Genomic DNA, 19,127 nt, shown 5'->3' on the forward strand with positions numbered 1-19,127 from the left:
GACATCGGCCCCACTATACCCGAAACGGCGATCCGAGACATCTGAAAACACCCAGCACTCCTATAAGCCACGAGCCCTGTCCCGCGCTGACCGAATTTGTGCGACGCCACATTTTGGACGTGTCCTTGATGCAACTCACTTGGCTGATGATTTCGTTTCCGTCGCGCATTGGCGCGGGTTCCGGAGACGGTGAAGCCGGTCAGCGAGACTGGCCAATGCCTTTGGAAGGCGCATTAGTGGTCCTCGCGATTCCGACATTTGCTCGCGAGTGCGCCGTAAAACGATGCAAATGTCGGAATCGGACCACTAGAGGGTAGCGATTTTGCCGCCGTTTTTTGCCATTCGTGCCGGAGTTACCGCGCGGGTTAGCGTCCTTGCCGCAGCCGCTGTGTGTCTTGGAGCCGCTGTCGCGCTTTCGGGCTGCGCCGGGCTCAGCATCCGCAATGCCCCGATCAACTCGGCGCTGACCGACAGCGCGGAAGCCGCCGAGACGGGCGATTTTGTCCAGTCCGCGAGCCCGGCCGGCACAGGCGACACCTCCGACACGGTGATCGGCCTCAGCTTCTCGGGCGGCGGCACACGTGCCAGCGCTTTCGCCTTCGGCGTGATTCAGGAACTCGCCCGGACGGAAGCGCGCTCGAAGGTCGGATCGCAGTCGCTCATCGATCAGGTTTCGCTCGTCTCGGGCGTGTCGGGCGGGTCCGTCACGGCGGCCTATTTCGCGCTCAAGGGGCGGGATACGCTCTCCGATTTCCGCAAGCGCTTTCTGGTGCAGGATGTCGAGGCTTCGCTTTCGACCTCCGTCAACCTGCCGAACCTGATGCTGCTTGCGAAGGGCGGTGTCAACGACCGGTCGGGTCTGCCGACGTGGCTCGAAAAGAATCTTTTCCGCGGCGCAACCTTCGGCGACGTGATGCGCCCCGGCCGCCCGCAGCTCTGGATCAACGCGTCCGACATCTATAACCGCACGACCTTCATCTATAACCCGACGAACTTCGGCGCGCTCTGCTCGGACCTGCGCCGCTACCCGCTTTCCGAAGCCGTGGCTGCGTCGGCGGCGGTGCCGTTCGTGTTCGCGCCGATCGTGATCGAGAATTACGCCGACCGTTGCCGCTTCGACATGCCGGACTGGACCTATTCGGCAGATCGCGCGGGCGCTCCGGCGATCCTGCGCGCGTCGGCGGGGGCGCTGAAGCGCTACCGCGAGAAGACCGACGTGCAGTTCGTGAAGCTCCTCGACGGCGGCATGACGGACAATCTCGGCCTCTCGGGCTTCGTGCTCGAACTCGCGGCCGCGACGAAACCTTACGAGCCGTTGACGCCGAAGCAGGTGGTGAACCTCAAGCGCTTCCTGTTCGTGGTGGTCGATGCGGGCCGCCCGCCCGGAGGCGATCTCGCGAAAAGCGCCGAGTCGCCCGAGCTGATGGACCTCATTCAGGCCGTGTCCGATACGGCGGTCGACGCGAATGTGCGCGCGGCCTACGACGCCTTCGTCGCGCAAATGGAAAACTGGCGCGACCGCATGATCGAATATCGCTGCGGACTGACGCCGCCCGAGGTGGTCTCGTATCGTGGCACGACGGAAGGCTGGGATTGTCGCGACCTCACGCTGACCGTGTCGAAGGTGAGCTTCGACCAGATGCGCGAGGCGTCCGTGCGTGCGCGGCTCGAAAAGATCCCGACGCGCTTCAAGCTGCCGAAGGACGACGTCGATTTGCTCATCTCGTCGGCGGGGAGCCTGCTCCGGCAGAACCCCGGCTATCGCGAGTTCATGGCGACGTTTTAGATCGCAGAGATGCTGCGGGGTCGTGCCGCCCCGACGCCGAGCGCGCGGCGCAGTGCATCCGTCGTTCCTCCCCGGTTCGAGCGATCACGAGCGGGGGGGAAGGGCCCGGTGCGGGGTTTGGCCGTGCCCTTCCCGGAGGTATTTCGCCTCCAGTATCCCACCATCGCGATGTCTCATGACAGGTGTGTGGCAGTGGCGCTACAAAGTGCGCTGCGGGCGGCCCTGGAGCGGCAGCTTGCCAAGGGACGTGAAATCGCGCGCGGAGAGTGTCGCCCGATCCCGACGCCTTGATGAGCATGACCTTATCGCAACCGATGCCCCGCTTTTGCGGGTCACGCTCTACTCGCGCGCGGAGCCAACGATGAACACCACAAGGCTCTTCGGGCCGTGCGCGCCTTTGACGATGGTCTGCTCGATGTCGGCAGTGCGCGACGCGCCGCTGATGAGGTTCACCGTGCGCGGCATCACGCCCGCGCCGAGAACGCCCCGCAGCTTCGCCCAGCACTCCTCATACGACCCGAAGACGTCGCTGGCGTCGATCAGCACGAAATGATGCTCGGGCAGAAAGTTCAGCGTCGACGGGTTGTCCGGCCCGGACGCGAGGAACAACGTGCCGGTTTCCGCCGCGCCCGCGAAGGCATGGCTGAGGCCCACGAGGTCGGTTGCCTCCGCCGCGCCGCCGAGGATTTCGAGCAGGCCCGGCTCGGCCTCGAACGTCCTGAAGAAGGGGTCGCCGCCAAGGCGCACGCGGCTCGGCAAATTGCGCTCGCGAAGCGCGGATGCGACCGCTTCCGGCACGCCCTTGTAGGTGCGGACGCGAACGACGCCAGTGCCGCCATTTTCGAGCATGGTCTGGAACTGCTTCACGAGTTCCGGCTTTGTGCCTCTGGCGCGCTCCGGTATGAGGTTCGCGACGGGATTGCGGAGCCGTGTCTGCACGACGCCGCGCCGCCCCGGCTCGTCACCGCGCACGCCAAGCCCCTTGCGCACGCTGGACATGATCGCATCGCGCGCGCTTACCGTCTTTTCAGTCGAGACTTTTTCAGCCATGACGTGGCCTTTCCCGGCGCAGCTTTTCCTGCTCCCGCGCTTGCCATTGCGCGAGGAAGGGGCGCGGGGCAGGCTTCGGCAGGACACGATAGGGCGTCCAGCCCTTGCCAAGCGGTAGCTTCGCCAGTATCGAGCGGGGGAGCAGCGAGAGCAGACGCCCCTGCGCTGCGGTGGCGAAACGGTAAAATCCCGGTCGCCTCGCGAACCAGGCCCAGGCCCTGATCGCGAGTTTCGGCGTGGCAAGCGCTGACTGGGCCGCGAAATCGCGCTCGCGCCAGTGGCGCATCATCTTCGGCAGCGGGATATGCATCGGACACACAGCCTGACAGCGCCCGCAGAAGGTTGACGCATTCGGCAGGTGTGCCGCGTCGTGGATGCCAGTGAGTTGCGGCGTCAGCACCGCGCCCATCGGCCCGGGATAGACTGAGCCATAAGCGTGCCCGCCGACCGCCGCGTAGACCGGGCAGTGGTTGAGGCAGGCACCGCAGCGGATGCAGCGCAGCATGTCCTGAAACTCGGTGCCGAGCATCTCCGAGCGGCCATTGTCGAGCAGCACGACGTGATAGGCGTCCGGCCCATCGGGGTCGTCATCGCGGCGCGGGCCGGTGGAGAAGGTCGTGTAGCTCGTCATCTCCTGCCCGGTGGCGGAGCGGGCGAGCACGCGCAGAATGGTGGACGCGTCTTCGAGCGTCGGCACCAGCTTTTCGAGGCTCGCGATGACGATATGCGTGCGCGGCAGAAGCTGGGTCAGGTCGCCATTGCCCTCGTTCGTTACGATCACCGAACTGCCGGTCTCCGCGATGAGAAAGTTCGCGCCCGTGATGCCCACGTCGGCGGCGAGAAATTGCTGGCGGAGCACGGTTCGCGCCTCGCCGACGAGTTCGACGATCTGCGAAAGGTCGCGCTCCGGCGGCAGGTCCACATGCGCGGCGCGGAAGTCGCCCTCGATCTGGTCGCGGTTCAGGTGTACGGCGGGCGCGATGATGTGGCTCGGCGTCTCGCGGCGTAGCTGGATGATGTATTCGCCGAGGTCGGTTTCCACGGGCCGGATGTTCGCCGCTTCGAGCGCGGCGTTCAGGCCGATCTCCTCCGACACCATCGACTTGCCCTTGGTGACGGTCTTCGCACCGGCCTCGCGGCAGATGGCGAGCACGATGTCGCGCGCCTCCGCTGCGTCTCTCGCCCAGTGGACGTGACCGCCCGAGGCCAGCACGCGGCGCTCATATTCCTCAAGGTAAATGTCGAGATGGTCGATGACGTGAGTCTTGATCGCGGTCGCCTCGTCGCGCAGCGCGTCGAACTCCGGGAGCGCAGCACGAGCCGCCGCGCGCTTCAGGATGAAGCCTGTCTTCACGTTGCCCAAAGCGCGCTGAAGCTGGGGATCGGCGAGGGCGCGCGCGGCGTTTTCCCGGAAATGCAGGCTCATCTGTTCCATGGCGACCGTTTTCGGACTGTCCTCATAACAATCAAATGCACGATGGCGGCAAGACATATTTGCCTTCAGGCTCGATCAATTTACCTCGCCATGCAGGCATATCATTGCCACCATGCGCGCAAGCCCAAGGCCACGTCGGAACTATTTTCGCCTTCCAAGCTTGTCCGAGAAACTTTCCCAACGAACGAGGCGATAGCCATGAGCGACAAATACGCAGCGAAGCGGGTTGTCCGCGCGCCCGAAGCGCAACCGCATCTCGATCTGGACAAGGGGCAGGAGACGCAACCCTGGGGAACGCTGACGGACCTTCCCATCTCGCTCGGCGAGAATGTGCGCGCGCAGAGCATCGAGACGCTGAACCAGGTGCTCGCCGACACGATCACGCTGCGCGACATGTACAAGAAACACCATTGGCAGGTGAGCGGCCCGACTTTTTACCAGCTCCATCTTCTTTTCGATAAGCACTATGGCGAGCAGAACGAGCTTGTCGATACCATCGCCGAGCGCATCAGCGGCCTTGGCGGCGTGCAGGTAGCGATGGCGCCCGATGTGGCCGAGATGACGATGATCCGCCGTCCGCCCAAGGGCCGCGAGAACCCCGCGAAGCAGATCACGCGTTTGCTGGAAGCGCATCGGCACATTCTGGCGGAAGCGCGCGAGGGGGCGAAAATTGCGGCCGAATCGGGCGACGACGGCACGAACGACCTTCTCGTCAGCGAGTTGATCCGCCTGCACGAACTGCAGGTGTGGTTCCTGTCTGAGCATCTCGTGTCGGCGCGCCTCGACTAGGATCTCGCGCTGCGCTGCGGTTGGAGCTGAAAGCGGGCGGCGTTTGCGGCCCGCTTTTCGCGACCGTCAGCGCGGGCGGAAGGCGGCGCACAGAGCGGGGTCCGTTTCGAGGCGTCCGCCGCCTATGAGATCGATGCAATAGGGGATCGCCGGCATGATGGCGCGAAGGCAAACGTCGATCGCGGCGGGCTTGCCGGGCAGGTTCACGATCAGCGAGTGGCCGCGAATGCCTGCGGTCTGCCGCGACAGGATCGCGGTCGCCACGGCGTTGAGGCTCTCGCGGCGCATCATTTCTCCGAAGCCCGGCAGCATCTTTTCGCACACGGCGGCGGTCGCTTCCGGGGTGACGTCGCGCGGAGCAGGGCCGGTGCCGCCGGTGGTCACGATGAGCGCGCACCCTTCGTCATCGGCAAGCGCCCGTAACACCGCCTCGACGCGCGGTTGGTCATCCGGCACGAGGCGCGACTCGGCCCGCCACGGCGAGACGAGCACCCGCGACAGCCACGCCTCGATGGCGGGGCCGCCTTCGTCGCGATAAACGCCCTGCGATGCCCTGTCCGAAACGGTGACGATGCCGATAGGGATCATAAGTCGGTCTCCCGGATGTTCCGCCGTTTCAATCTACAACGGTTTCCGGCTGGGCCGCGTTCGCTTTCGCGCGAACGGCCTTGGCCGGAGGGCAGGCGCACCCATATTTCCGCGGAACACGCGAAAGCGACCACCGGCTTTGCGATAAGACATGCTCCAACCGACTCTGAGTGCGTATGCGATCAGTGCTCTGGCGCGTACATGCGATACAATTTGCATGCGCGCAGGCCAAACGCTTGTGGCGCCTCAAGAGCGCTGGCAACTTATTGTTCCTTTGCACTTTTGTATTGATGCGGTGCCAATTGAACACCAATAGCGTGGATGAAATGCAAACTACAGGGAGGCTGTATGATCCGGGTCCAAACCGACATATTCGATCCGGGTGAAGAAATGGCCCACCTCGGCCGCGCGGCGGGGACAGGTGCGATTGCAACCTTTGTCGGCCTCGTCCGCGACGAAGGCGGCACCCTTTCCGCGCTGACGCTCGAACACTATCCCGGCATGACGGAGCGCGCGCTTGCCGCTCTCGCAGAGGAGGCGAGGGGGCGCTGGTCGGTCCGGGACATTCGCATCGTGCATCGCGTGGGCCGCATGCTGCCTGGCGAGGTCATCGTCTTTGTGGGGGTGGCGGCGCGGCATCGCGCGGACGCATTCGCGGCCTGCGAATTTCTCATCGACCGCCTCAAGACAGACGCGCCGTTCTGGAAGTTCGAGGAAAGACGTGAAGGTGGGCGCTGGGTTGATGCGCACCAGACCGATGATGTCCGCGCCGAGCGTTGGCGGTGACACATGAGCCGGCCTTATCGAAGCCACGTCCTGAAATATCAACAGAAACAGGAAGGTGGCTCCCCGGGCCGGACTCGAACCAGCGACCCAGCGGTTAACAGCCGCTTGCTCTACCGACTGAGCTACCGGGGAATAGCGGACAGCGCGAGTGGCGTCCGCATTCCGTTTACATAACACATGATGCCGGTCGCACAAGCACATTTTCGGGTTTTCAGGCGGGAATTTCCGGCGCGTACCGATGGCCATCGGAGCGTGGCAGCGGCGAGGGGAGGCGCGCTGGCGGCTTGCCATCCGTCCGCGTCGAACCTTCCGCAGCGGGTGTCCGCGCCGGAATTCGCTTGCGCGCCAACATCTGGATGCTTATGCACGAAGAAAATGCGGAGCCCGAACGATGGTTTCCCTCCAGTACAAAGGCCGCATCCACCGTGGAAAGTTCACGGCGCGAAGCCTGCGCTATATCCTGTCGGATCAGGCCGCGCGGCTCTTCCCGACGCTCCAGCGCCGGTGGCTCCTGCCGGTCGACTCGCAGCCGATATGGGACGTCGCATCGGGCGATGTCGCCCTGCCGTCAGTCCATGTCGAGGCCACGCTTCCGGATGTGCACAGGACGCTGCGTCTCGTTCCGCCGACACCGCTGCAACTGACCGACCACATCTACACGATCGAGGACGTCATCGTAACGGGCTGGGCTGGCGCGATGATGAAGGACAGCCTGCTGCTCACGGTTCGGCCCCAGCACAATTGGGTGAGCGGCCTTCGCGCGCGTCCGCACCATCTGCGCACCCTCTCCGCCGAGCGCCCGTGGTTCAACCTGATGACGCCCGTGCCTGCGCGCGGCCACATCTTCCACTGGCTCTGCAATTATATCCTGCCCTTGATCTCTTACCTGGAAAGCGGGCGGGCAGATGAGACGCCGGGGCTTCTCGTCAACGCGAATCCGAGCCCGTTTCAGGAGCGCACCGTCGCTTATCTGAAAGAACGCTACGGGATCGATGCCATCGAGACACTAGGCCCCAATGAGGCGGCCAGGGTGCCGCGCCTTTTGGCGGACGTTCCGGTGCCCAACAGTCCGCGCGGACTTCAGTCGCCGCTGGGGCTCGCAAGGCTCGACGATCTCGGGCGGTTCGTCGCGGGCGGCTCTGAACGGCCCGACGATCCGAAGCGCCTCTACATCAGCCGCAACGATGCTCGCTTGCGACGCGTGCTGAACGAGCACGAGTTGATGCCGATTCTCAGGAGCTTCGGTTTCGAACGGGTCGTGCTCGGCAAGCTTCCCATAGAGCGGCAGGTGGCACTATTCCGCAATGCCGAGGCGGTCGTCGCACCGCACGGAGCAGGGCTTGCGCATATCGCCTGGGCGAAGCCGGGAACGAAGGTTGTCGAATTTTTCCCGGACATCGACGCGCGCGGACGACGGGTCAAAAATGCAACCTACAATTTCTGGCTCATTTCGCAGCTCGTCGGGCATGACTATGGCGTCTATCTCGCGGGCCCGATCGAGACGAAGGCGGACGGCTTCAGGATCGACGAGGCTCTCCTCCGCGACGTGCTGGCGAACGCCACGGCCGTTCCCGCCTCCGCGCCTTTCGGAGCGCCGCAGTCCTGATGCGTTTCATCCGTTCGGACGAGGATCTCGCTCAACACATCGCAGAGCTGGTGCGTGTGCATCCTTCCTTCATGCCGCTCAAGGAGGCGGCGGGCCCGGTTCCCGTGCGCTGGCTGGACCGGGGCTTCAAGGGCCTCGTCTTCGTGATCACCGGGCAGCAGATTTCGGTCGCCGCGGGGCGCGCGATCTTCGGCAGGCTTGAGGGCGCGCTCGGCGACATTACCGCCGAAACGCTCGCGGCAGCGGACGACACGATCTTGCGCGAGGCGGGATATTCGAGGCCCAAGATGCGCACCTTGCGCGCGCTTCAGGAGGCGGCGCTGGCGGACGGCCTCGACCTCGTTGCCATCGAAGCGATGGACGCGGAGCGCGCTATCATCAAGCTTTCCGCGATCAAGGGGATCGGGCCATGGACGGCCGAAGTCTACCTGCTGTTCGCGGCGGGGCACCCCGACATTTTCCCGGCCGCCGATGTCGCGCTTCAGGAATCGATGCGGCTGGCGTTCGACCTCGATGCGCGGCCTTCGACGCAGGCGTTGCGTGAGATTTCGGATGCGTGGACGCCGTGGCGCAGCGCCGCCGCGCGGCTGCTGTGGGCGTATTACAAGGTGCGCAAGGGCGGGAAGCTCGTCACGCCGGTCTGAGCATTCGCTCTTCATGGAATCATGCGCGCGCTCTGAGTTTTTCCCTAGGCAATCCACGTTGCGCCGATTTGAGCGCGGACGGCGGGCACTTCTGGGAATCGCGATTCGCGCGAAAAAAAAGGCCGGGTTGCCCCGGCCTTTTCGATAGATTCGGAAGGGGTCGCTGATGCTATTAGTACGTGACCTTCGCGGTCGCGACGAACGCCGAACCGGCCTGGAAGACGTCGGCCGCAGCAGGAGCTTCGTTCTCGTCGAGGGTCGTGTTCCAGTAGCGCAGGTCGAGCGAGAACGCCTTGTAGGTCGCCGTAACGCCGACGTTGCCATAGGTATAGTCGGTCAGCTTCACGCCTGGCGCAGCAAAATCTTCTTCGAACGTCTGGTAACCGACGGTGCCGCTCAGCGTGAAGTCGACGTCGGAATACTTGTAGATCGGCTTCGACAACGTGCCTTCGATGGCAAGTGCGCCGCCGAGTTCGCCCGTGTAGTCAGGCGAGTAGAAGAACGTCACACCGCCGGTGATGTCGCTGAACAGGGTCTTGCTCGCGCCGGCCTTGAACTCCACGAAGTTCAGTTCCGGAAGGGCGTTCTTCTGATTCGGATAGTTGTAAGAGATCACGCCGAAGTCGAAGGTGATGCCGTTCCACACCGGCTTGATGCCGCCGTAAACGTCCACTTCGAGATGCGCGTCCGGGCCACCCGCAATGGTGGAATCGAAGTTCACGCCCGAAAGCGCCGTCCCGACATAGAAGATGCCGTAGGAAGCGTCAGCGCCGCCCTGAAGCGTGCCATCGCGGCGGTTCTGCGAGATGCCGCGGAAGATATAGTCGCTGGTGCCGCCGGCCCAGACCGACCACGTGAACGGGTTGACCGCAACCGGGCCGTCCTTCAGACCACCGCTGTACAGGTCAGCCGACATAGCCGTCGTGGAAGAAAGAGCAAGCGCCGCGCCAGCCAGCAAGCCCGCCCCAATTTTCGAAATACCCCCAAGTGCCACTTTTATATACTCCGTCTTGAATTGCCCAATGCACCCGTCGGAACTATTGCGCGGCTATAGGGCAGCCGCAACGGCGACATAGCGATTCCTTGCCTGAAGCTTGTCGAGAGTTGCATTTGTGTGACGATGCATCGGTTTTCACCAACTTGCCGGCAAGTTGGGGAGGTATGTGCCTAAAATATGTGCACCGACGTTTGATCTAAATCGGTGCAGAGCAGCAAAATTGGCTATGTAATCGGCCTTCGCCAGACGCGCCGGCACGTCCGCTACAGAAAGACGGCTCTTGATGACCGACTGGATTGGCCAATTTCCGGCCCTCGATGACCTTCCCGCCGCCCTCCGGGCCCGGCTTGTGAATGAAAGTCGGCTCGCGGCTCTGCCCGAGGGCACGCGCATTTTCGGACCGGGACAGGCGCCGTCCAGCTTCCTCATTCTATTGAGTGGCAGTGTCCGCGTTCAGCAGGTGTCGGAAAACGGGCGCGAGATCGTGCTCTACCGCATCTCGGCGGGCGAAAGCTGCGCGCTCACGACGGCGTGCATTCTCGGCTACGAGGATTACCGCGCGGAGGCCATCGCCGAGACGGCCGTCGAAGCCATCGCCACGCCGCGCGCGACGTTCGAGGATCTCATCGCTCAGTCGCCTCCGTTCCGGCGGTTCGTTTTCAAGACCTTCAGCGACCGCATCACCGACCTGTTTCGCATCATCGACGAGATCGCCTTTTCGCGGGTCGATATCAGGCTCGCGCAGAAGCTCGCGCAGCTTCGCAACGCGAATGGCGACGTCGAGGCAACGCATCATCAGCTCGCGACCGAACTTGGCACGGCGCGCGAGGTCGTGAGCAGGCAATTGCAGGAATTTCAGCGCCGCGGCTGGGTGAAGATCGGGCGCGGGCTGGTTTCCGTGCCCGCCGACAGCGCGCTTTTCGACTTTGCCCGCTCGAACGATCACGGTTCTGTGACTTAGTCACAGACATTCGCGCATTAGAAGCCCACCTTCCTTCAATCGTTTCATTCGAGAAGGAGGGTCGCTCTTATGAACGCGACTGTTGAAGATATCGAGGGCGACGTATCGCGCCGGGACTTCATCTACCTTGCCACCGGCGCGTTCGCTGCCGTGGGGGGTGCGGTTGCGTTATGGCCGTTCATCGACCAGATGAACCCCGACGCTTCCACCATGTCGCTCTCTACGATCGAGGTCGATATCTCACCCGTGCAGACGGGGCAGGCCATTACCGTTCTCTGGCGCGGCATGCCAATCTTCGTGCGCAATCTCACGCCGGAGGAGATCGGAAAGGCGAAGGCCGTCGACGTGGCCGACCTCAAGGATCCGGTCGCCCGGTTATTGGGATCGACCGCCGAGATTCCCGCAAGTGCAGCCAATATCACGAAGCCCGGTAAGGAAAACTGGCTCATCGCTGTCGGCATCTGCACCCATCTTGGCTGTGTGCCGAAGGGCCAGAGCCCTGGCGATCCTCGCGGTCCGTACGGCGGCTATTTCTGCGTTTGCCACGGCTCGATCTACGACACGCTCGGCCGCGTGCGGGGCGGTCCCGCGCCGCGCAATCTCGACATTCCGCCCTATGAGTTTACCGGCGAGGCAAAGATCAAGCTCGGCTGACGCTTAACGGCATCGTTCCGGCAACGCGTTCGCAAGATTGGAGACCGGTTGGATCAGATTGCACGCATCTGATCGAACCGGTTTTTTTATCGGCGACAGAATGAAGCGGACGCTTCCGCAAGAAGAGCGAAACCTCGGGTCGCGTGACTAAGTCACAGACCGGCCGGGAGAGAACGCATAGCTTCCATTCATCAGACAGCATCAAGAAATGTGGAGGATTTACATGACAAGCAATGTCGGCGGACTTGATCGCATCCTGCGGATCGTTGTGGGCCTGGCGCTTATCTCGCTCGTTTACGTCGGGCCGCAGACGCCGTGGGGCTGGCTGGGCGTCATTCCGCTCACAACCGCGTTTATCGGCTTCTGCCCTGCCTATCGCCTGCTCGGTATCAGGACGTAATACGGCGAAAGCATCGCAAGGGCACTCTGATTCCATCACGCTCAGGGGCGTCGCGCCAAAACCGGCACGGCGCCCTTTTTTAGCCCGCCAAGCGACCTGGCGAGTGCACATTGGGCATTCACCGCCTGCTGAGCAAGCTGTTGACAGGCTGGGCAAAACGCCGTTTCTCCCGTCCGCCCGCAAGGCCCCCGCAAGCCCATCCCTTTAGCCATGACCGATGGCAAGAGCAAATGGTCGCACGCCGCTGATCAGCCGGGGGAGCGCGGCGCGCTTCACTCTCTCGCTCCATGAGGGGAGCCGCGACGATGTTGTTTTCGCTTCGGCCCGGCGCAGCCTGCGACCCCGGCAGGGGATGTCAATTCCGGTCCGTGAAACGGCATTCCGGGATGCGCCGTCGCCGCTGCCGATGGCGGGAGAACAGGCATGCTGAAGGTTATTGCGCGAGACGGCGTCAGCTTTAAGCGCTTTTGCGGCGATGATGGCGACGAAGAATATCAGATCGTCATCTTGCCTCCTGGGCATCTCACCTTCGAAGCCCAGTTGCATCATGTTCAGGCCGCCTATGACGACGTTCAGAGATCGCTCGGGCTCGACCTGGGGAGCGCAGTTTTCCGGCGCATTTTCCTCAGCGATGCGCTGAATCAGATGGCGCTCGTCAAGGACAGCGACCTCGCGGCGAACCGGCGCGACAATCCCGTCGCCGTTTCCATCGTGCAGCAACCGCCACTGCCCGGCGCGAAAATCGCGCTGCTCGCCTATCACATCGACAGCAGGACGCCGATGACGAAGACGCGGCTCGCGGCGCGGCACGTGCTCGTCACCCGAAACGGCCGCCGTCATTTGTGGAGCGCTGGCCTTGGAGCCCATCCTGCCGATCTGGAACCCTCGGCGGCGGAGCAGACGCGCGCCATTTTCGCGACGCTCGCAGACATGCTGCGCGGGCTCGACGGCTCTCTCGCCCAAAACTGCATGCGCACATGGATTTATCTGCGGAACGCGGATGTTTTCTACCAGGGCATGGTGACGGCGCGGCGTGAGTTGTTCGAGAGCGCGGGCCTCACCGCGGAGACGCATTATATCGCGAGCACCGGGATCGAAGGCGGCTCGCCCAACCGCCATGACGTGATTTCGATGGACGCCCTGTCACTGCTCGATCTCAAACCGGGGCAGGTCTCCTACCTCAACGATTTCGACATGCTATGCGCGACGAAAGATTACGGCGTCACCTTCGAGCGCGGCACGAAGATCGCGTTCGCCGATCGCGCCCATCTCTACATCTCGGGAACCGCCAGCATCGACCACGCCGGGCGCGTGCTTCATCCCGGCGACGTGTGCCGTCAACTCGACCGCGCCATAGCGAATGTCGACGCGCTGCTCCGCTCGGGCGGCGCTGCCCGCGAGGACATGCAGCATCTGATCGTCTACCTCCGCGATGCGTCGGACTACCCGCGCGTAAGCGGCATGCTGCGCGAAAGTTTCCCGGATGTGCCGACCGTCGTGGTTCACGGTCCGGTTTGCCGGCCGGAGTGGCTTGTCGAAATCGAGGGCGTCGCGGCGGTCGGTCGGGAAAACAATCCCGTGCTGCCGGCTTTCTGAGCTTCTGCGAATGAACAACGAAAACATACACAGGGAGAACGAGTCGATGACCTATCCCCGCCTTCCCGAGCCGTCCGAGGTTGCCGAGCACTTCGCGGCGGCCCTGTCGCGACCAGAAATCATCGAAGAACCTTATCGCCGCTGGCGCATCCTGAACTGCATGCCGGAAGCCATGTGCACGGGCATCCTCACGCTTCCAATCGCGCCGCCGGTCGTCACCATCGACACGAAAGGCGCGCGCGATACCTTCAACAATCAGCGGATTTTCTTCACACCGAAGATGCGCGAGCTATTTCCCGCCATGTCGGTGCTGAGCGACGCGATGCAGTCACCCGCCGTCGCCCGGCAGTTCGCGGAAACCTGCCGCGTCGATGTCGAAGGCGCTTATCTGCGCATGGAGTACATTCAGGATCTCGACGGCATGTGGCTCGAGCCGCATCGCGATATCAAGGAGAAGCTGTTCTCCATGGTGATCTACCTTTGTACCGGGCCCTTCGCCAAGGATTGGGGCACGGACATATACGATCACGACAAGCAGTGGTGCGGGCGCGGAACGGCCGAGTTCAATTCGGCCGTCATTTTTATTTCCGGCCCGCATAGCTGGCATGGTTTCGAGCCGCGTCCGATCCATGGCGTCCGCCGCCTGATGGAAATCAATTACGTTAGCCCGACGTGGCGCGACAAGGATCAACTCGCGTTCCCGGATCGCCCGATCTCGCTCGGCTAGTGGAGCGAATTTGACATTTGAGTTCCGGTTGCAGCGAGCTCTCGTTCAAATGTCAAATTCAAAAGCTCCACTAAATCATCACGTTGCTAGTGGTTCTTGTGATTCCGACATTTTCTCACGAGGTGCTGCGAACGGATGCAAATGTCGGAATCGGACCACTAGAGCCTTCGACGGAAGCGAAGTAGCGCGCCTTCGATGCGAATCGAAAGCGCGCGCCATGCCGGTTGCTACCAGAAGGCCGGCGATTGCCGACTAAAGCCCGGCCTTCTCGTTCGCCGCATAACGATGCAAATAGGTCGATGTCACCTGCGGGAGATGCTGGTCGAGCCATAGCGCCATCTGCTCTTCTTCGCGGAGCGATTGTTCGAGCGGCTGCTTCGCTTCCGCCTGACCGGTCAGATCGGCAAGTTCGAGAAGCGACTTGTAAGACGCGATCTCGAAATTCTCGAAAGCGAAGTTTGCGATCGAGTTCTTGATGATCTCGTCCTGGGTGAAGGCATGCGTGATCGCTGCCATGTTACCGGTGATGGAAAGAAGATTATCCTTCAGGACCGATCGGCTCTGCCCACGCTCTTCGAGGATCTTCTCCAGCCGCTCGATCTGCCCGTGCGTCTCTTCGATATGCTGTTGCAGCTTGGCTTTGATGTCCGGATAGTTTTCGATCCGTTCAATCTGCCGATTCATCAATTCGAGTGCCTGGTTTTCCAGTGCATGGGCATTTTGAAGTCCGGTAATGAACACGTCCTTTGCGCGCTCGGCGTCTTCTGCCATGGTAATACCTCCGTATGGGCTTTCCATGACAATGATACCGGCACGCGCATGTTCCGTTTTACGGACACTGACGGATTAAAGCGCACCGCCAGTCGATGCATTGCAAAACTATTGCGTGGACTGTCTCTTCAGGGCTCAGGTTATTCAAGCTGAGCCGAGCCCCCGCCAGCGGGTGCTTATGGTGCATACACCGTAATCGGACCACCCGCACACGGGCGCGCGCGCCCTTCCGTCTCAAAACTCCGGCTCACGCGTGCTGCTGCGCGGCATGACGCCGAGGGCGATCATTCGGTGTCGATGTCCAGGCTGACATTCGTTTCGTCCACCGCCGAATGCAATTTATCCAGTCTTTGCTTGAGCCTGCGGCGATATTGTCATCCAGAATTCACCGCATATATGCTTTTTCCCATCATGGTCATCACGCGTTGTCGCCCACGAATTGCGCACGCTCATTTTTGAGGATTGAAATGTCTGGCATGATGCGCAACCCCAAATCGCTCGCCCTTGTGCTCCTGGCTGCGGCGGCGGGCATTCTCTTGCTCGCAAACCGCCAGGATGGCATCAGGCCTTGGGACAGAGATGTCGCCTTCGTGGCTGGCGCGGGCGGCTTTACCGCCGAGGGCAGCGTGAAGGATTACAAGAGCGTTGTCCAATTCAACCCCAACGCCCCTGAGCAGGCTTCGATTCACCTGACCCTCGACATGCGCAGCACCACGACCGGATTTAGAGCCGCGGACGAGGTGGCCCTGTCGGAAGAGTTTCTCGACGTGGAACGCCACCCCACCGCCAAGCTGACGGCAAAGGGCGCAAAGCTGATCAGCGACGGCAAATATGTCATGGATGCCGAACTGACGCTCAAAGGCGTGACGAAGACCGTTCGTATTCCACTCTTGGTCCAGATCAAGGAGGGCGCGCCTGTCCTGAAGGGTGCGGCGTCCGTCAACCGTCTGGATTTCGGCGTGGGAGCGGAAGAATACAGGGGATATGCGCTGGACAAAGAGGTTCAGCTTGCCTTCGCCCTGGTCGGCGAGAAGCTCAACGAAGCGATCAGCCCGCCGAAACCTTGAGCTGGTTGTCGAGGCGCGCGCCAACGCGGTGCGCCAGAGCGTTACAGCCGCGCATTGCGTAGTCGGAGCGCGTTCGCGATCACGCTCACCGAAGACAGCGCCATGGCGGCCGCCGCGATCATCGGCGAAAGCAGGACACCGAAGGCGGGATAAAGCACGCCCGCCGCGATGGGTACGCCCGCCGCGTTATAGATGAAGGCGAAGGCGAGGTTCTGGCGGATGTTCGCGAGCGTCGCCTCCGACAGCCGCCTTGCGCGCACGAGCCCCATCAAATCGCCCCTCAGGAGCGTAATTCCGGCGCTCTCCATGGCGACATCCGCGCCGGTGCCCATGGCGATGCCGACATCGGCGGCGGCGAGCGCGGGCGCGTCGTTCACCCCATCGCCAGCCATGGCGACGACGCGGCCTTCAGCGCGCAGCCGCTCGACCACCTTCGCTTTATCCTGCGGAAGCACGTCCGCCTCGACCTCCTCGATGCCCAGCTTTCGGGCGACGGCACGCGCGGTCGCGGCGTTGTCGCCCGTCAACATGACGACGCGGATGCCGTCGGCCTTCAGCGCGGCAAGAGCCTCGGGCGTGCTCGCCTTGATCGGGTCGGCGATGGCGGCAAGGCCGGCGAGCGCGCCGTCTATGGCGATGAAGACCACCGTCGCGCCTTCGGAGCGCATGCTCTCCGCGTCGGCTTCGAGCGCGTCCGCGTCGACGCCCGCCTCGCCCAGCATTCGCGCATTGCCGATGACGACGCGGCGGCCATCCACCGAGCCGCTGACGCCCTTGCCGGTCGGGGCGTCGAAATCCGTCGCGTCGGCGAGCAACAGTCCGCGCGCCGCTGCCGTCTTCACGATGGCCTCGCCCAGCGGATGCTGACTCGCGCGTTCGAGGCTAGCGGCGAGGCGCAACACCTCAGCTTCATCGAAGCCCGGCGCCGCATGCAACGTGACGAGCGCGGGCCGCCCTTCCGTCAGGGTGCCGGTCTTGTCCACCACGAGCGTGTCGACGCGCTCCAGCCGCTCCAGCGCTTCGGCGTTCTTCACCAGCACCCCCGCCTCGGCGCCGCGACCGACACCCACCATGATCGACATCGGTGTCGCGAGGCCAAGCGCGCAGGGGCACGCAATTATCAGCACCGATACGGCCGCGACGAGCGCGAAGGTGAAGCGCGGCTCCGGCCCGAACAGCGCCCAAGCGGCGAACGCCGCCGCCGCCGCCGCCAGCACGAGCGGCACGAACCAGCCGGAAACGCGGTCGACGAGGCGCTGGATCGGCGCGCGGCTTCGTTGCGCGGTCGCAACCATGGCGACGATCTGCGAGAGCAGCGTGTCGCGGCCGACCTTCTTCGCGCGCATGACGAAGCTGCCGTTCTTGTTGATGGTGCCGCCGATGATTTTCGCGCCCGGTTCCTTCGAGACCGGCATCGCCTCGCCCGTGACGAGCGATTCGTCCACTGCGCTCGCACCTTCGATCACCTCGCCGTCTACGGGCACGGCCTCGCCGGGGCGAACGCGCAGCCGGTCGCCCTTTGCCACGAGGTCGAGCGCAACATCTTCCTCGCTGCCGTCCGCGCCGATGCGGCGGGCGTGCTTCGGCGCGAGGTTGAGCAGTGCGCGGATCGCACCGCCCGTTGCCGCGCGAGCGCGCAGTTCCAGCACTTGGCCTAGTGCGACGAGCACTGTGATGACTGCCGCCGCCTCGAAATAGACGGGCACCGCGCCGTCATGCGCCCGGAACGCAGGCGGGAACAGCCCCGGCGCGACGGTGGCGACGACGCTGTAGGCATAAGCGACGCCGGTGCCGATGGCGATCAGCGTGAACATGTTGAGATGGCCGGTCCGAACCGACTGCCAGCCCCGCGCGAAGAACGGCCAGCCGCACCAAAGCACCACCGGCGTCGCGAGCGCGAATTGCAGCCAGTTCAGGCTTTGTCGGTCGAGCGCGTGCCAGCCGAAAAAATGCGCGCCCATTTCGGTGACGAACACAGGCAGCGTCAGCGCGAGGCCGAACCGCAAGCGGCGCGTCATGTCGATGAGTTCGGGGTCGGGGCCGGTATCGACGGCGGGCATTTCGGGTTCGAGCGCCATGCCGCAGATGGGGCAGGAGCCGGGACCGATCTGGCGGATTTCCGCGTGCATAGGGCAGGTGTAGACCGCGCCCTCCGGCACGGGCACAGGCGCGGGCGGCGCACTGTCCTTGTCGAGCCAACGGCGCTGGTCGGCCTCGAACTTCGTCTTGCAGCCGTCGCAGCAGAAATAATAGTCGCGGCCTTCGTATTTGGCGCGGTGCTTCGCGGTGTGCGGGTCGACGCTCATGCCGCAGACGGGATCGACGGCGCGCGTATCTTCCGCGCCTTTTTTTCCGCCGCAACAAGAATGTGCGCCCGCGCCCTCGGCCATATTTCGAACTCCTTCGGTCATGCACCGAAGGTAATACCCCTATGGGGTATTCGTCAATGGCGGCACGCGGGATCGCTTCTCAGCTCCGCGCCTGTTTGAGCAGGCGCTCGACATAAGCGGGCACGACCTCGGTCGCCGGGCCGTGGATCGCGTCGATAAAGCGGCTGATGCCATGCGACGGCTCAAGATTGAGCTCGACGGTGTGCGCGCCCACGCGAAGGGCCTCTTCCACGAAGCCCGCCGCTGGATAAACCGTCCCGCTCGTGCCGATGGAAATGAACAGGTCGCAGCCGAGGATCGCGCGATAGATGCGCTCCATCTCATACGGCAACTCGCCGAACCAGACGACATCCGGGCGGAGCACGCCCGTTCGCCCACAGGACGGGCAGACGCTTTTCAGGGTGATGTCATCATGGATGCCATGCCGCGTTGCGCAAGCCGCGCACAGCGCCTTCATGATTTCGCCGTGCATGTGAATGAGCTTTTTCGAGCCCGCCATTTCGTGCAGCGGGTCGATGTTCTGCGTGACAATCAGCACGCCGCCCGGATATTCGGCTTCGAGGCGGGCGAGCGCGAGGTGCGCCGCGTTCGGCTGGACGCCCGCGTTCTGCCTGCGCCGCTCATTATAGAATTGCAGCACGAGTTTCGGGTTGCGCTTGTAGCCCTCGGGCGTCGCCACTTCGCGGTAATCGTATTGCGCCCAGATCCCATCCTTGTCGCGGAATGTATGCAGGCCAGATTCGGCCGAAAGCCCCGCACCGGTCAAGATGACGATGCTGTTATAGCGGCTGATCGAAGAGGCTTGTCCCCTTGACTTGTGCGGCATGCGCAACCCACCTCTGCAAGACGGTATTGTTATGAGACTAACCGATTTTCCAGA

Annotated in this window: 18 protein-coding genes and 1 tRNA gene; 11 read left to right on the forward strand and 8 right to left on the reverse strand. The window is 63.2% G+C overall.

What is annotated here, in order from left to right:
* Positions 1 to 322: 322 nt before the first annotated feature.
* On the forward strand, positions 323 to 1,786 hold the full coding sequence (locus RVAN_RS03710) for a patatin-like phospholipase family protein (protein WP_013418426.1): 1,464 nt from the start codon (positions 323 to 325) through the stop codon (positions 1,784 to 1,786).
* A 339-nt stretch (positions 1,787 to 2,125) separates the two neighbouring features.
* Here the strand turns inward: RVAN_RS03710 and RVAN_RS03715 are convergent, their stop codons facing one another.
* Both RVAN_RS03715 and RVAN_RS03720 read right to left on the reverse strand, forming a co-directional pair.
* Entirely contained in the window at positions 2,126 to 2,836 is a 711-nt protein-coding gene (locus tag RVAN_RS03715; RefSeq protein ID WP_013418427.1) for a LutC/YkgG family protein, read from the reverse strand.
* Entirely contained in the window at positions 2,829 to 4,271 is a 1,443-nt protein-coding gene (locus tag RVAN_RS03720) for a LutB/LldF family L-lactate oxidation iron-sulfur protein (protein ID WP_041787262.1), read from the reverse strand. Before RVAN_RS03720 ends, RVAN_RS03715 begins: the two co-directional genes overlap by 8 nt.
* A 198-nt stretch (positions 4,272 to 4,469) precedes the next feature.
* Here RVAN_RS03720 and RVAN_RS03725 point away from each other — a divergent pair, with 198 nt between their 5' ends.
* On the forward strand, positions 4,470 to 5,060 hold the full coding sequence (locus tag RVAN_RS03725) for a Dps family protein (protein ID WP_013418429.1): 591 nt from the start codon (positions 4,470 to 4,472) through the stop codon (positions 5,058 to 5,060).
* A gap of 66 nt (positions 5,061 to 5,126) precedes the next feature.
* Here RVAN_RS03725 and mog read toward each other — a convergent pair whose 3' ends face one another.
* Positions 5,127 to 5,648, reverse strand: coding sequence for a molybdopterin adenylyltransferase (gene mog / locus RVAN_RS03730; protein WP_013418430.1), 522 nt, complete (start codon positions 5,646 to 5,648; stop codon positions 5,127 to 5,129).
* A 348-nt stretch (positions 5,649 to 5,996) separates the two neighbouring features.
* Between mog and RVAN_RS03735 the strand changes: the two genes are divergently transcribed.
* A complete protein-coding gene (locus RVAN_RS03735) occupies positions 5,997 to 6,434 on the forward strand; it encodes a molybdenum cofactor biosynthesis protein MoaE (protein WP_013418431.1) in 438 nt (145 codons plus the stop codon).
* 56 nt (positions 6,435 to 6,490) lie between these two features.
* On the opposite strand, the gene RVAN_RS03740 is transcribed toward RVAN_RS03735, so the two are convergent.
* Positions 6,491 to 6,566: transfer RNA gene (locus tag RVAN_RS03740), tRNA-Asn, on the reverse strand.
* Between the two features lie 259 nt (positions 6,567 to 6,825).
* On the opposite strand from RVAN_RS03740, the gene RVAN_RS03745 reads away from it, so the two are divergent.
* Both RVAN_RS03745 and RVAN_RS03750 read left to right on the forward strand, forming a co-directional pair.
* Positions 6,826 to 8,040 (forward strand): glycosyltransferase family 61 protein, encoded by a 1,215-nt coding sequence (locus RVAN_RS03745; protein WP_013418432.1) that lies wholly within the window; start codon positions 6,826 to 6,828, stop codon positions 8,038 to 8,040.
* Entirely contained in the window at positions 8,040 to 8,684 is a 645-nt protein-coding gene (locus RVAN_RS03750) for a DNA-3-methyladenine glycosylase family protein (RefSeq protein WP_013418433.1), read from the forward strand. The genes RVAN_RS03745 and RVAN_RS03750 overlap by 1 nt, the downstream gene beginning before the upstream one ends.
* Before the next feature lie 172 nt (positions 8,685 to 8,856).
* Here the strand turns inward: RVAN_RS03750 and RVAN_RS03755 are convergent, their stop codons facing one another.
* Positions 8,857 to 9,600: a TorF family putative porin gene (locus RVAN_RS03755; RefSeq protein WP_155942339.1), complete on the reverse strand. Its 744-nt coding sequence runs from the start codon at positions 9,598 to 9,600 to the stop codon at positions 8,857 to 8,859.
* Positions 9,601 to 9,964: 364 nt separating this feature from the next.
* Between RVAN_RS03755 and RVAN_RS03760 the strand changes: the two genes are divergently transcribed.
* The 5 genes from RVAN_RS03760 (at position 9,965) to RVAN_RS03780 (ending at position 14,019) form a co-directional block, all read left to right on the forward strand.
* Positions 9,965 to 10,642 carry a Crp/Fnr family transcriptional regulator gene (locus RVAN_RS03760; RefSeq protein ID WP_013418435.1) on the forward strand — a complete coding sequence of 226 codons (678 nt, stop codon included), beginning with the start codon at positions 9,965 to 9,967 and terminating at the stop codon, positions 10,640 to 10,642.
* Between the two features lie 69 nt (positions 10,643 to 10,711).
* The gene (gene petA / locus RVAN_RS03765) at positions 10,712 to 11,296 is read left to right on the forward strand and encodes a ubiquinol-cytochrome c reductase iron-sulfur subunit (RefSeq protein ID WP_013418436.1); all 585 of its coding nucleotides are present in this window, start codon (positions 10,712 to 10,714) and stop codon (positions 11,294 to 11,296) included.
* Positions 11,297 to 11,519: 223 nt separating this feature from the next.
* The gene (locus RVAN_RS19485) at positions 11,520 to 11,696 is read left to right on the forward strand and encodes a YgaP family membrane protein (protein WP_013418437.1); all 177 of its coding nucleotides are present in this window, start codon (positions 11,520 to 11,522) and stop codon (positions 11,694 to 11,696) included.
* Positions 11,697 to 12,119: 423 nt separating this feature from the next.
* Positions 12,120 to 13,292, forward strand: coding sequence for a Rid family hydrolase (locus RVAN_RS03775; protein WP_013418438.1), 1,173 nt, complete (start codon positions 12,120 to 12,122; stop codon positions 13,290 to 13,292).
* A gap of 46 nt (positions 13,293 to 13,338) precedes the next feature.
* Positions 13,339 to 14,019, forward strand: a complete 681-nt coding sequence (locus tag RVAN_RS03780) for a 2OG-Fe(II) oxygenase (RefSeq protein ID WP_013418439.1) — start codon at positions 13,339 to 13,341, stop codon at positions 14,017 to 14,019.
* Positions 14,020 to 14,271: 252 nt separating this feature from the next.
* Here the strand turns inward: RVAN_RS03780 and RVAN_RS03785 are convergent, their stop codons facing one another.
* Positions 14,272 to 14,790, reverse strand: coding sequence for a ferritin-like domain-containing protein (locus RVAN_RS03785; protein WP_013418440.1), 519 nt, complete (start codon positions 14,788 to 14,790; stop codon positions 14,272 to 14,274).
* Positions 14,791 to 15,122: 332 nt separating this feature from the next.
* Here RVAN_RS03785 and RVAN_RS18670 point away from each other — a divergent pair, with 332 nt between their 5' ends.
* Entirely contained in the window at positions 15,123 to 15,857 is a 735-nt protein-coding gene (locus RVAN_RS18670) for a YceI family protein (RefSeq protein ID WP_081449389.1), read from the forward strand.
* Between the two features lie 41 nt (positions 15,858 to 15,898).
* Here RVAN_RS18670 and RVAN_RS03795 read toward each other — a convergent pair whose 3' ends face one another.
* Positions 15,899 to 18,247: a heavy metal translocating P-type ATPase gene (locus tag RVAN_RS03795; protein WP_013418442.1), complete on the reverse strand. Its 2,349-nt coding sequence runs from the start codon at positions 18,245 to 18,247 to the stop codon at positions 15,899 to 15,901.
* 79 nt (positions 18,248 to 18,326) lie between these two features.
* Positions 18,327 to 19,073: an NAD-dependent deacylase gene (locus RVAN_RS03800; RefSeq protein ID WP_013418443.1), complete on the reverse strand. Its 747-nt coding sequence runs from the start codon at positions 19,071 to 19,073 to the stop codon at positions 18,327 to 18,329.
* Positions 19,074 to 19,127: the final 54 nt, after the last annotated feature.

It is taken from the genome of Rhodomicrobium vannielii ATCC 17100, from assembly GCF_000166055.1.
Taxonomy (GTDB): domain Bacteria; phylum Pseudomonadota; class Alphaproteobacteria; order Rhizobiales; family Rhodomicrobiaceae; genus Rhodomicrobium; species Rhodomicrobium vannielii.

Excerpts from the sequence above, each read along its gene's own strand:
- RVAN_RS03715 (WP_013418427.1), bottom strand. The coding sequence starts at position 2,836 with ATGGCTGAAAAAGTCTCGACTGAAAAGACGGTAAGCGCGCGCGATGCG.
- RVAN_RS03720 (WP_041787262.1), bottom strand. The coding sequence starts at position 4,271 with ATGGAACAGATGAGCCTGCATTTCCGGGAAAACGCCGCGCGCGCCCTC.
- RVAN_RS03725 (WP_013418429.1), top strand. The coding sequence starts at position 4,470 with ATGAGCGACAAATACGCAGCGAAGCGGGTTGTCCGCGCGCCCGAAGCG.
- mog (WP_013418430.1), bottom strand. The coding sequence starts at position 5,648 with ATGATCCCTATCGGCATCGTCACCGTTTCGGACAGGGCATCGCAGGGC.
- RVAN_RS03735 (WP_013418431.1), top strand. The coding sequence starts at position 5,997 with ATGATCCGGGTCCAAACCGACATATTCGATCCGGGTGAAGAAATGGCC.
- RVAN_RS03745 (WP_013418432.1), top strand. The coding sequence starts at position 6,826 with ATGGTTTCCCTCCAGTACAAAGGCCGCATCCACCGTGGAAAGTTCACG.
- RVAN_RS03750 (WP_013418433.1), top strand. The coding sequence starts at position 8,040 with ATGCGTTTCATCCGTTCGGACGAGGATCTCGCTCAACACATCGCAGAG.
- RVAN_RS03755 (WP_155942339.1), bottom strand. The coding sequence starts at position 9,600 with ATGTCGGCTGACCTGTACAGCGGTGGTCTGAAGGACGGCCCGGTTGCG.
- RVAN_RS03760 (WP_013418435.1), top strand. The coding sequence starts at position 9,965 with ATGACCGACTGGATTGGCCAATTTCCGGCCCTCGATGACCTTCCCGCC.
- petA (WP_013418436.1), top strand. The coding sequence starts at position 10,712 with ATGAACGCGACTGTTGAAGATATCGAGGGCGACGTATCGCGCCGGGAC.
- RVAN_RS19485 (WP_013418437.1), top strand. The coding sequence starts at position 11,520 with ATGACAAGCAATGTCGGCGGACTTGATCGCATCCTGCGGATCGTTGTG.
- RVAN_RS03775 (WP_013418438.1), top strand. The coding sequence starts at position 12,120 with ATGCTGAAGGTTATTGCGCGAGACGGCGTCAGCTTTAAGCGCTTTTGC.
- RVAN_RS03780 (WP_013418439.1), top strand. The coding sequence starts at position 13,339 with ATGACCTATCCCCGCCTTCCCGAGCCGTCCGAGGTTGCCGAGCACTTC.
- RVAN_RS03785 (WP_013418440.1), bottom strand. The coding sequence starts at position 14,790 with ATGGCAGAAGACGCCGAGCGCGCAAAGGACGTGTTCATTACCGGACTT.
- RVAN_RS18670 (WP_081449389.1), top strand. The coding sequence starts at position 15,123 with ATGCAATTTATCCAGTCTTTGCTTGAGCCTGCGGCGATATTGTCATCC.
- RVAN_RS03795 (WP_013418442.1), bottom strand. The coding sequence starts at position 18,247 with ATGGCCGAGGGCGCGGGCGCACATTCTTGTTGCGGCGGAAAAAAAGGC.
- RVAN_RS03800 (WP_013418443.1), bottom strand. The coding sequence starts at position 19,073 with ATGCCGCACAAGTCAAGGGGACAAGCCTCTTCGATCAGCCGCTATAAC.